Consider the following 12,659-nt stretch of genomic DNA (forward strand, 5'->3'; position numbering starts at 1 on the left):
TATGTTAGATGTTGAAGCCCTCTAGTTTTTATCGGGTTGTTGCAAGTTTTCAAACTTCTCCCCTTGTTCCACTCTCCCCCTGTTCCACTCTCCCCTTCTTCCACTCTCCCCTCTCCGAATCACCCCCTCTCCCCCTCTCCTCTTCTCCCCCTCTCCCCCTCTCTTTCGTTCACCGATTTTTAGTATGGTTTTTTGGCACTGGAAGAAGCCACATAGAAGGGTTATTAATCATGTTGACCAGTGTACCCAGTATTTGATTGTAATGTTGATACAGCTCTCTACCAACCTGAACATCCAAGTAATTGCATTTAACAGCAAATTCAATCCAAGTTTGAGTTTCAGCAGCTTCAGCTTCAGAATCACTTAATTTGGATACAAAAGCTCCTTCATAACGCCGTTTACGCCATGCCTCAGACAAATTGGCACAAACAGAACGCGAAGACCGACGAATTTGATCTGTCAATGAATATCGTTCCTCAATAGGAAACTTTTTAGAGAGTTCAAAAATCTGCATAGCCACATCTAATGCAAGTTGATACACTTCTAAATCTCGGTGGGATTGAATTGGTTTTCTGTTCATTTCAAGCTCTAATTTCTTAACTCCACTTTCTATTATCCCCTCTCCGAATCACCCACTCTCCCCCTCTCCGAATCACCCCCTCCCCCACTCTCCCACTCTCCCCCTCTCCCCCTCTCCCCCTCTCCCCCTCCTCTTTCCCTCCCCCTATTACCATGCTTAAAGACCCAGATAAAGACTTTATTTCCGTCAACAAAATTCTCGGCAAACAAGCCAGCATCGGCATCATTCCAGCGGAACAGCTAATTCCCTGGATGCTAATCACTGTAATTTCCTACATCCTCACCAACGGCCTATTCAGCTTAGGAATGCCTTGGTTTTTCATCACTGCTTTCTGGCTAATTGTAAGCTGGTGGCTCCTGACAGGTAACAAACCTCACCTTTTTGTAGACAGGTTTAGACCTCCGCCGGGGAATGAGTGGTACAACGGTAATCTTTTATACCTTTCTCCCGTTCCCCAACACCGACCAAACCCGATTCGCCACCGAATCAGCGATTCACAAGTCCGAGTCAAACTTAAACCCAAAGTTGCTCCCAATCAACAAGGAGGTAACAGCCGACTTATGCCCTTCCAAAACTACCAAAACCTCCTGTGTTTAGTCACTATCAAAAAGGATGGTCGAGAAGTTTCTGGTTACTTACTGAATGAAGGCAGTCAATACCAAATTGTATTCGGATTCGAGACGGCTGGCTTTCACAACATCCTGTACCGCCAGGAAGTAAACAACGCAGCTACCGCCTTAGAAGAGGGGCTAAAAGACATTGCCCCAGGCGAAAAAATGACCTTTCACACCGGCTGCTACAGCAGCGATTGCCTTCGCCAACAACAGTTAACTGAATTGGCTGACAACTGTCACCTCAAACCCATTTCTGTACTCGTTCGTAACGAACAGAAACGTATTCAAGAACTCAACTTAGCAGGCACCAGACAACTGTGGAACCAAACTATTTTCTGCACTTGGACATTCAACGCTCAATCTGGCTCCAAATCCAACGACCCTCTGAGTAAATTCATCAATGGAATTGTCAACACAGCCAACAGCGTTGCTGCACAATTTACAGGCAACCAGCGCATCTACTCTGAACGCTTTTACAAACAACTGCTGCTCGACGCTTTCGAGCAAGGCTACATCCGGTGGGAACTCTTGCTAAACACCAAAATCGGACTGGAAATTCAACCCATGAATGCCCAAATACTATGGGGCTGGCTGTGGCAAAAATTCAACAGCGCACCCGTACCCCCTATCCCCCAACTTCTCACCTTAAAAGAAACCGCCTCCGACTACAAACTAACCGAAACCATCAACAGTCACAAACACGCCTGCACCATTTTAATTGAAGGTATGAGCGGCCGTTCGAGCTGCCCAGAACACAGAAAAGCTAGCTCACGCATTTTGCTCCCCGGCAGAAACGCAGAATGCGGCGTGCTCACAATGGAAGAGGGCCCCGGCGGCTGGCTCAATACCAGAGAGCAACTGCAATGGCTCTGGAAAATTATGAGCAACAGCTACGTCCGCGATACTGAAGCCGTTGTCGAAATTAGCGCCGCTCCCAACTTTATTATTCAAGACAACTTAGCAAGGCAAGCTAAACAATCTAAAACTGCCAAAAAACGCGCTTTAGAAAAAGGTCAAGGTCGCGATGTAGGAGCAGAAGTCAAACAGGAAGAATCCTTTGAAGCCCAGAAAAAAATGTACAAAGGTGCAAGAGCAATTCACGCTGCTGTCACCTTCTTAGTCTACCGACCAACGCCGGAGCAACTAACACACGCTTGCCAAATGCTCTCCCACAGCTTCGGCTCTGCCAAGGTATTAAGAGAGCGCAACATTGCTTGGCAACTGTGGCTAGAAACTTTGCCCATTACTGTAAGCTGGCTGTTGCACAGCAGTTCGCTAATTAACGAACGCCGCCTCACCTTAGACACCGAAACTGTCCCCGGTATTTTGCCCTTAACTGCTGTAAGGGACATCGACTCAAAAGGAGTTGAATTCATCACCAAAGGCGGCAAACCGGTTTACGTTGACCTCATGCACAACCAAACTAGCCGCGCCGTTATTACAGGTGAATCCGGTTGCGGTAAAAGCGTTGTAGGATGGCGATTTGCGGTCGATGCTTTAGCCGCTAATATCCCAGTAGTCGGTATGGACATCTCAGCAGGAAGCGGCAGCACCTTTGAGACAGCAGTAAAACTGTTAGGAGACGAAGGTGCGTACTACGACATCACCTCTGGTAGCTCGAATCTACTCGAAATACCCGATTTGAGGCGTTTTGACAGAGAAGAGCGATCGCGACGACTAGACCAATGGAAAGAGTTTATCCGAAAAGCGCTGACTATTATCAGCATGGGCAAAGTCCGCGACCCAAAACTAGCGCAGCGAGTCGATGCCATTTTGCTGCTAACTCTGAAAAAATTTCTGGAAGACCCAGACATTATCGAGCGCTACAATACTGCCTTTGAAAAAGGCTGGAAATCGACCGCTTGGCAAGAAATGCCAACCCTCACAAACCTCCTAAAATTCTGCACAAAAGAGCAACTAAACCTGCAAAATTTTACCGACTTCGACCGCATTGCCATCAACCAAATTACCACTCAATGCAACGCCTTACTAGCCTCACCTTTAGGGAAAGCAATTGGCAGACCGAGTACATTTTCACCCGAACCCGCTGTTAAGTTTTTTGCCCTTAGCGGTCTGGGCAACGAACAAGACCAATACCTGATGGCAATTAACGCCCACGCTGCTTGCATTCGCAACGCACTTTCTCACCCTAAAAGCCTATTTATCGGAGACGAACTTTCGATTTTGTTTAAAAAAGATGGATTTGCTGAAGTAGTAGGCGAACTCTGTGCAGTGGGTAGAAAGAATGGCATTTCAGTGCTCTTGCTATCTCAAGATATCGACAGTATTTGCGATTGTAGTGCGGGAACTATGATTATGCAAAACATGGTGTATCGAATTACTGGAAGATTGACATCAAACGGAGCCACTTCTTGGATCAAAAATTTGGGATATCCGGCTGAAATTATTAGCCAGAATGCCACAGAAGCTTTCCTTCCCAGAGCTGCCGACCTTTATTCCAATTGGCTAATTGAAAAAGGAGGTCGTTTCTGGCAAAGCCGATACTATCCAGGCGAAATGATATTAGCAAGTGTGGCTAACAATCAAGCTGAATTGATGGCTCGCGCCCGAGTGATGGCTCAATATCCCAATACGTTAAAAGGGCAACTGCTAGCACTCAAACAATTTACCTCTGAATATGTACAAGCCATTAAAGAAGGGCGTTCTTTAGCTAATATTGGCAAGAATGCAGTCACCGATATTAACGAACACAAAGCCCATCAAGACCTCATGGCTAGCTAGTTTTCCGTAAAATTTGTAGCAAGGAGAAAGCACTATGAAATCACCGAAATTACTTGTAAAACTTGCCTTCACAATTCCGGCAATTTGGCTGAGCTTAATACTAAATTCTGTTGAAGCAAAAGCTCAAACCTCTGATAGCAATCCGACTGCTATACAGATTCCTAACTCAAACAACCCGTCGAACAGCACTTTCAATAGTGGAAGCTTCACAGTTCCCAATCAACAAATAGAAAATCAAATCCAACAATCAGCCAATAACTTCTTGAGCAAACAGACAGAAATAGGAGGTTTACCCAACACAATTAGCGACATCACAGGCGAAATTTCAGATACCGTCTCCACCATCTCCAACAGCATCTCAGGCATCTGGGACAGCTTGTTAAACAAAGTCGAAAGCTTCAGCAGTGAAATAGAATCAACCCTCTCTTCATTCCTGGGAGAATTGAAAGTTCCCGACTTGAAAGAAGCAGAAAGAAGCATAATGGATGGCAAGACTGATGACAGTGAAGGGACAAAACTATCCGCTGCTTTAGAGAAGAAACCGCCAGATTCTTACAGCCTCAAAGAGAACAATGCAGAGTTAGCAGAAAGAGAAAGTGCTGTCAGTGAAGCCAATAAAGCCACTCTCAGTAAAGATGCTCAACAAAAGCAAGCGACTCTGAAAGAAATTGTCCAACAAAACGTAGAGCAAACTGGTCAAATTAGCCAAAATTCAATGGAATTGGGTGCTGATTCAGAAGGTCAAGATGTCACACAGAACATTATGAGAAATATATCTCAACAAAGTGCGATCGCAGCTAAGCAAGCAGCCTTATCAGCAGAAAATCAAAGTGCCTTAGTCATGCAGGGCCAGCAAGCTCAAATCGATCGCAGTTTTGCCAACATTCTCAACGCTCAACAAGCTGAAGAACTCAACGAAATTAACACAGCCCAGAGACGGCAAGATGCTGCGGCTACTACAGCTTCTTCTACTCAAGCCGGACTGTTTCAAATGCCGGGAGGGCTCAAACTAGGGGCAAGCGAAGACTGAAATCACAACAAGGAGACACCGCGATGCTGACACAACTAATCGCCCAAACTAGCACAGCAGGACAAGCCCTGGACACTCTATCTGATGCCATAGAAGTCTCTCAAAAAACTGTCGAATCGTGGAATTTAGTTTGGTTTAACACCTTCAACACTCAAGAATCCTCTCTCTGGATTGCTTTAGTTAAACTCGGACTAATTCTGGCGGGAATGTCTGTTACTTACCTCGCTGTCACTACCGGGAAAGAAATCATCGAAAAACAGTCTTGGTCAGAGTTAGTAGCCATGTTTATCTGGCCGCTTGTGATTGTAGTATTTCTCAGTAACAACGGTAAAGTCTTAGCTGAAAGCGTCAAATTCATCAAAGCTGTAGGCAGCACTCAAGTTCAGGAAATTATGAAGATTCAAGTCGGAGAAATGACCTTCAGAAGTGCCCTGAGCGACGTTAACCTCACCAGTGCTGGCAAAGAAGAGATTGAGAAACTCTATAGCGAATGCCAGGGCAAAGTTGGAGAGGCTTTAGTCCAATGCTGGAACAGCAAAAAAGAGCCTGCTCAACAAATTCTCCAGGCAGCGGAACAGCAAAATGGAGGCTCCCTTAAAAGCTTGCAGCGGTTTGTTGAAAACTTAGGCAATGTTGCCAATCTTCAAGATATAGGAAATGGCGATTTTGCAGGGCAAGTTTTTAGGTCTACTGTCTTGCCCATCATTCGCTTAATTCTTAGAGCAGTGCAGTGGGCATTTGTCAACATTTTAGAAGCCGCTTTGTTGCTAACAGCTTTATTCGGGCCGATTGCAATGGGCTTGTCACTATTGCCGCTGCAAGGAAAACCAATCTGGGCTTGGTTAATCGGATTTATGTCGTTATTTGGAGTGCAATTAGGCTACAACATCGTCGTTGGATTAGTCGCCGTAGTCATTGTCAAATCCGATGCAGAGTTAGTTACAGACATCGCCTTTTTATTCTTTTTAGCTGTGTTTTCTCCCGTTCTAGCCGTGTTAATAGCCAAGGGTGGAGGAACTGCTTTGTACAGTGCGATCGCCAATAGCACTAAACAGCTTACAGACATCGCCAGCAACGCGATTGGTCTTGTTGCGGGAAAACTCCTTTAGGACTGAATTCGTCCACCAAAATTTGTTCAAATTTACCACTACTCAACATTAGAATTTATGAATGTCAAACTTAAACAATCTCAACCCTTACTTCCCGAATCTAAAAACACCTTAGCCTTGTGTTTTATCCTGCTAACCAGCTTTGTTTTTTTACTAACAATTGCTGTTTTAGTTAACACAGTTAGTTTGAGAGCTTTATCTCAAAAAAAAGTCACCTTTGTCCAGCTCAAAGACGGAACCGCCGCCCGAATTGCAGAACAAGATGAGTTTTACAGAGAGCCTAAAACCATCCAAACTTTCGTGTCAAGTTGGGTGAATTTAACCTGGGCTTGGTCAGGCAAAATACCCGGCACAAATGACCCCGACCCCGGCATTAAAGTTAAAGGCAGTGCCCAAGTTCCTACAACTGCTTGGATGGGCTCCTTGATGATGGAATCAGAGTTTGGAAAAGCTTCTCTTGTTGAACTTGCCAAACTCGTTCCCAACACCATCTATTCAGGAAAAACCCGCTCTGGAGTCTATATCTCTCACATCTCAGAACCCAGAGAAATAAAAAGAGGTGTTTGGGAAATAGATGTAATTGCTACTCGCGTCGTGCTGGAACAAGGCATTGGAGAAAGCCGAGAACAGTTTAATCGAACTTTCACCGTCAAAGCCGTAGAAATTCCCAAATCCCCTCTCAAAGAAAACGCTAATGAATTAGAGAAGACTATTCACTCTTTGAGAGCAGCCGGATTAGAAATTTCCCGAATTGTCGAATTCAAACCATAGAAGAGGAAAGAGACATGGAAAGGGGACGAACCGGCAAGTGGGTAAATTTAAAAACCTACCGTAACAACTAAATAATTTAAACATTTAGTATGTTTCATCCCTTTGCTTGAAGTCTTCTCTCTTTGCTTTTTTATGTACAGTTAAACACAACACATTCAACTCTAAAGCCATGACTAACAAAAGAAATGGATTAACCGAAAATCCAATTAATACCACTCCTGATAATAGTACCACTACAGCCAATATGAATCATGCAAGTGCATCAAGTGAATCTACCCCAAATAATGATGGCGGCAACATCAATTCCCCTATTTCCTCTTCTCCAAACCCTTCCCCTTCTGACGATGATATTGATGAAAACTTCATTGCTAACTTTGACCCCAATGCACCCCTAACACTTGAAACTCAATATCAACTCGCTCAAGATGAGGAAAGACCACTGCCCCCGCCTGTTTCCGAAAAAGGCGTTCCTAGAACAGTGACAATCCTGCTGTTGACTGGGGGGATACTATTGCTAGGAATGCTGATTTGGCAATTCATCAAGCCTAAATCACCTCGCAACTCAATCGCACAATCAACCCCAAAAGAAAGCCCTTCTCCCACCATTAAAGATGAAAAACCGGAGTTGCTGGCTAAATTAGCTTACCAAGACCAACAAAAACTGTTAGCTTCAAAACCGCAAAAAACTGCAAAACCCAAAACAGAACCACCATCTAAACCGTCAAGAACTCCACGAGAGCCGCGTCCAGTCGCTACCCGTCCAACAGCACCACCACCTATTCCCCGAAGCGAACCCCTCGCACCCAGAACAGTAGTGCGGACAGTAACACTACCCGCACCCTCAAGGACAGTTGCACCGCCACCAACCCCCATAGCTAAACCGCTAACGCCCTCACCTCCAATGAAGACTCCGACTGAAGAAAAAATCGACCCGTTTGAGCGGTGGAACCAACTCGCTCAACTCGGACAAGTCAGGGGGAATTTTGACCCTAACCGAATCGCTTTTGCCGTGAGTGCAACACCAAGCACTCCAGCGACAACAAGTGCTACCGCTGCTGGTACGAACCCAACTCCAACAACTGAATTTCTAACTGTCAATATCGGCAACCAAAAGTCGCAACCCTCATACATTCTTCAACAGCCAATCCCACAAGAACTATATAACCAGCCAAGTAACGCCACCTGGGAAAAGCTACACCCGGAATTTTCTAGAGGAGAGGACAACCTCGAAACCACCGACAACTCCCCAAACCCCACTAACCAATTAACTCCGGCTGCCCTTTCCGAAAAAACAAGTTCCGATTCTACCGATAACCCAGTCGAGACTACCTTGCCTGAGAAAGAATTTCAAACCCTTTCCCCAGAAGCTGCGCCAGAGGCGGATGCCTTCACAACTTCCTCAACTCTGGAACAAGTAAACTCCCCAGGGGCAAAAGGCATTCTTAACCGCACGCCCCAAACGGAATCAATGGAGCAGACAGTTCAAGTAGCACTCGGAACCAATATTTCTGGCGTAGTTTCGATTCCGCTGCTGTGGGATGAAGGCTCAGGTAAACAGCTAGGAGACAAATTTGCCATCACCCTCACAGCCGACGTAACGGCAACTGACGGCTCTATTGCCTTTCCTGCGGGTACGGTTGTCATTGCCAAAGCCAGTACCGTAAGCAAAGGCAATCGCATGGTTCAAGCTAGTGCTGTGGCGCTCGTTTACTCTGATAGAAATGGTCAAATTCAACAACAGCCCATTCCAGAAGGCGCAATTTTGATTGCAGGAGAGGGCGGAGAACCGCTAATTGCTTCCGGTTACTTCGACCCAGGTTCCGATATTGCTGGACAGGATATCCTCACCGCAGTGCTGTCGGGAGTTGGACGAGTCGGGCAAGTGTTCGCGGAGCCTAAAGTTAGGAACTCTAGCAGTATTAGCGGTGGGTTTGGAAGTAGTACAACCACCGTTGAAAGCCGAGACCCCCAAATTTGGTCAGCCGTCCTCGATGGCTTCTTCAGCCCTTTGGCAAAACGGATGGAAAGCCGCTCAGATAGAGCAACCCAAGAACTGTTAAACCGCCCTAATGTAGCTGTGGTTAACAAAGGAACTCCCGTTTCTATTACCATCAACAGCTTTCTCAACATCAATCAATAACAATTATGAATACTACAATGCTCAAACCATCAATCAAAACTCTCAGTTTGTCAATTCTTGCAGCAGCGATCGCTGCTTTTTGCTACCCGGACTGTGCTTTTTCTCAATCAAGAGTAACAGGCTATCAAACTGTGGGTCGAGACATTGCCGCCAATAGCGCCGTTGATGTAGAAGTCTACCCCGGTCGTGCGACTGCTATAGACTTTAGTTCGACTGACGAAGCTCTGGCCTATGTTTTAATTGCTGACCCCTCAAAAGTAGTTTTCAGCACCGACGCACAATTGGCAAGCGGTCAAGCCAAAACTGTTTTCTTGCGTCCCATTCAAGCACTCAATTTTCCGGGAGTTACCACAGCTACCATTACCAACCTCTCAATCAAAACTGTAGATTCAAAAGGGAAACAGCGACTTTACAACTTCAACATCGTTCCTGCCAATAAAAAGCCAGAACACTTAGGAATTCGCATCACTCCCCTCACCCCTAGAATGTCGCCAACTTTGAACTTGGCTAGAGGCCGCACACCCACAGCCTCAGATGTCGAAAAAGGGTTGTTGATTGCCATTCAAAAAGGCTACACGGCAGCTAACGACCCAGTAGTTTACAGCGTGCGACAATTTTTAGCTCTAGTAAGAAACCACAATCTATCGGTGACTGATGCTGCTGCACGAGCCGGAGTAGACTTGTCTGTAATTGTCGAGCTAGCCAAAATAGCTTTTGAAGAATCAAACTACCGTTCACACAAACCTACTCATATCTAACCAATGTTAGACAGAGTTAGGTAAGTGCATTCGTTCCGGGGTCAAGCACAAAGCGGGAGCAACGGCAATCCCATCAATTTAAAATCTCAAATCTCAAATCTCAACTTGTTCCAATTACCCATTACCCATTACCCATTACCAGTCTAGAGCGGCTTTAAGTACGCAACTTGGGTTAGTTGAGATGCAAATCCTCTCCTCAATACTGCCAAGCGGGAGCCAGTGTCGCTAACCGCTCGCTCTGAGAACTTATGGCTTTTGACTGATTCAGATTCGTTTGAGGCTGCGCTATTAATAGGAATTAGTCAAACAGCATAACGAGACCGAGCGGGGATGGTGAATGAGGAGAGGAGAACTCTTCTACGGATGGTGTTACTCCCCTCTGAAGAAGAACGTTTTTTTCCTCATTCCCACTCTCTTTTTTCAACCAATGTTCCGCCCAAAAAGCTCAATTCAAAAAAAGTCTGCCCTCCCGCTGCGCGTTGTGCTTACAGTCCCCAACGCTCTCCTGATTTCGACTTTACTATGTCTGACGGGATGGCTTTCTTTTCAAACAGGGCGGCAGACAATGAATGACTTAGTTGCACAGCTATTGGCAGAAGCAACGAGCCGCATCTCTGACCGCCTTGACAACTACTTAAAAGAACGGGTTGGGAAAGGAGAAGGGAATTATAATAAAATGCAAACTGGTTCGGTGAACCAACTTCGCCCAAGTCAAACAGCCGGAGTCACAATCAAACCAAATGGGAAAAGAAATGGGTCAGACTCTCCAAAAACAATATTGCCTCAACAAAAAACAAATCCTGCTTTTCCCACCCCAACCTCAACATTCAACTTGCACGATTTCCACATCAGCCCTAACTGTCAAGCCTTTATCTTAGACCGTTCGGGACACTTAGTTGCTCGGAACGAGGTAACTGAACTAAAACCGTCTATTTCGGTTGACCACCATCCGCGAGTTCGCACCAAAGCTCTGCAACAAAAAGTAATCCAGCTTTCAACAGAGTATTTGCTTAAACATTATGGCAGCCTGGCTGCTATTAACAGCAGCCAAAATCTTAACTTTACTGCCAGCAACTCTAGATACTTACTGCAAGTCAGACCTTTTGAAAACTCTTCAAGCTTAAACTGGCTGATTGTAGCAGTTGTCCCTGAAACCGACTTCACGGAAAAAGTTCAGGCCAATACTCGCAACACTATTTTGCTCGTACTGCTGGCTTTGATTCTTTCTATCTGCCTTTTGCTGTCCATTTCCCTAAGAATAGAACAGCGGCTGCTGCGGTTAATTTCGGCAACAGAGGCGATAGCTGGTGGCGACTTCGACTCAACAGTTTCAGGTAGCGGCGTTGCCGAACTCGAAGCCCTAGCCTGTGCTTTCAAGCGCATGAATTCCCAGTTAAAAGCATCTCGCCAGCGGTTAGAAGAATATTCTGGCGATTTAAAACGGCAAGTTGCACAGAAAACAAAGGAACTAAAACAAGCTAAAATTGCCGCCGAAAGTGCCAATCGCGCTAAAAGTACCTTTCTGGCTAATATGAGCCACGAACTGAGAACGCCTCTGAATGCGATTATCGGCTTTGCTCACCTCCTTGTGCACTCTAAAAAAACTGCACCGGAACAGCAGTCGAGTTTAGATATTATCAATCGCAGTGGCGAGCATTTGTTGAAACTAATCAACGATATTTTGTCGCTGTCTAAGATTGAAGCTGGTCAAATTACCCTCGAATCAAATGCTTTTGACCTGTACAGTTTGCTCAATGATATAGAAGGGATGTTCCAACTCAAAACTCAATCGTCGGGGTTGCAACTTGTTTTTGAACGCAGTTCAGATGTACCGCAATACGTCCGAACTGATGAAAGCAAGGTGCGCCAAGTTTTGATTAATCTGTTGGATAATGCTGTTAAATTTACTGAGGCGGGTAGGGTGAAGCTGACTGTAAAATGCCTTCAGTCTATGGCTAAAAAACCTTTACCCAAATTCTTTCTCCAATTCTCTGTGAAGGATACAGGCCCAGGCATTGCGCCTGATGAGGTTAGCCGTTTGTTCAAGCCGTTCGTGCAAACTGAAGCTGGCCGGAAATCGCAAACGGGAACGGGCTTGGGATTGCCAATCAGTAACTCTTTTGTGAAGCTGATGGGTGGCGAGATTAAGGTCAAAAGTTCTGTGGGGAAAGGAACGGTTTTTAGTTTTTACATTAAAGTCAGTCATGCAACTGAGAGCGAAGTTTATGACAGACTGCCGCAAAAACGAGTGAAGGGGTTGGCATCGAACCAACAAATATATCGCATTTTGGTAGCGGACGATGAGTCGGCAAATCGGTTGCTGCTAACTCAGATATTGAAGTCGGCTGGTTTTGTTGTGTGGTTCGCGGATAACGGAACCCTGGCTGTTAAGTTGTGGCGAAAGTACAAGCCGCATTTAATTTGGATGGATTTGAGGATGCCTGTTCTGGACGGCTTTCAAGCTGCTCAAAAAATTAGAGCTTTGCCTGACGGTTCTAACACTAAAATTATTGCTTTGAGCGCTAATGCTTTTGTTAAAACCCAGGAACTTGCCTTGTCGAATGGCTTTGATGATTTTGTTGCCAAACCGTTCCGAGAAACAGTAATTTTTGAGAAGATGGCGCTTCATTTGGGAGTTCGCTATATCTATGAAGAGGAGTCGCCGAGGAAGTCCGAACAGGATGAGCCTGTTATGCAACTGACTCCTGAGTCGCTGTCTGTGTTGCCGAGGGAGTCGATTGAGAAGCTTTATAAAGCAGCCGCTTGTGGAGACGAGCAAGCAGTAAGGCTGTTGATTGAGCGAATTCCGCTGTCCGAGAAGCAAATTGCTCTGGCTTTGACTAAATTAGTTGACAATATGAGCTTAGATATTATCAGCGATTTGACTCAACACTAGCTTTAAATGATAACTGCGA

The 12,659-nt window shown here is 45.5% G+C and carries 8 protein-coding genes; 7 read left to right on the forward strand and 1 reads right to left on the reverse strand.

The annotated features are described in order from the left end of the window. Positions 1-169: 169 nt before the first annotated feature. Entirely contained in the window at positions 170-580 is a 411-nt protein-coding gene (locus tag QUA54_RS05105) for a four helix bundle protein (RefSeq protein WP_333413652.1), read from the reverse strand. A gap of 152 nt (positions 581-732) precedes the next feature. Here QUA54_RS05105 and QUA54_RS05110 point away from each other — a divergent pair, with 152 nt between their 5' ends. From QUA54_RS05110 to QUA54_RS05140, 7 genes are all read left to right on the forward strand, one after another. Continuing rightward, positions 733-3,936, forward strand: coding sequence for a hypothetical protein (locus QUA54_RS05110; protein ID WP_333413653.1), 3,204 nt, complete (start codon positions 733-735; stop codon positions 3,934-3,936). A gap of 34 nt (positions 3,937-3,970) precedes the next feature. Next, on the forward strand, positions 3,971-4,966 hold the full coding sequence (locus QUA54_RS05115) for a hypothetical protein (RefSeq protein ID WP_333413654.1): 996 nt from the start codon (positions 3,971-3,973) through the stop codon (positions 4,964-4,966). 23 nt (positions 4,967-4,989) lie between these two features. After that, complete coding sequence (locus tag QUA54_RS05120; RefSeq protein ID WP_333413655.1) at positions 4,990-6,075, forward strand: hypothetical protein; 1,086 nt, start codon at positions 4,990-4,992, stop codon at positions 6,073-6,075. 57 nt (positions 6,076-6,132) lie between these two features. Beyond that, positions 6,133-6,846, forward strand: coding sequence for a hypothetical protein (locus tag QUA54_RS05125; protein ID WP_333413656.1), 714 nt, complete (start codon positions 6,133-6,135; stop codon positions 6,844-6,846). Positions 6,847-7,015: 169 nt separating this feature from the next. Further along, the gene (locus QUA54_RS05130) at positions 7,016-8,986 is read left to right on the forward strand and encodes a hypothetical protein (RefSeq protein ID WP_333413657.1); all 1,971 of its coding nucleotides are present in this window, start codon (positions 7,016-7,018) and stop codon (positions 8,984-8,986) included. Positions 8,987-8,991: 5 nt separating this feature from the next. After that, positions 8,992-9,744: a hypothetical protein gene (locus QUA54_RS05135; protein ID WP_333413658.1), complete on the forward strand. Its 753-nt coding sequence runs from the start codon at positions 8,992-8,994 to the stop codon at positions 9,742-9,744. A gap of 427 nt (positions 9,745-10,171) precedes the next feature. Continuing rightward, a complete protein-coding gene (locus QUA54_RS05140) occupies positions 10,172-12,640 on the forward strand; it encodes an ATP-binding protein (RefSeq protein ID WP_333413659.1) in 2,469 nt (822 codons plus the stop codon). Positions 12,641-12,659: the final 19 nt, after the last annotated feature.

It is taken from the genome of Microcoleus sp. MOSTC5 (assembly GCF_036701825.1).
GTDB lineage: Bacteria > Cyanobacteriota > Cyanobacteriia > Cyanobacteriales > Microcoleaceae > Microcoleus > Microcoleus asticus.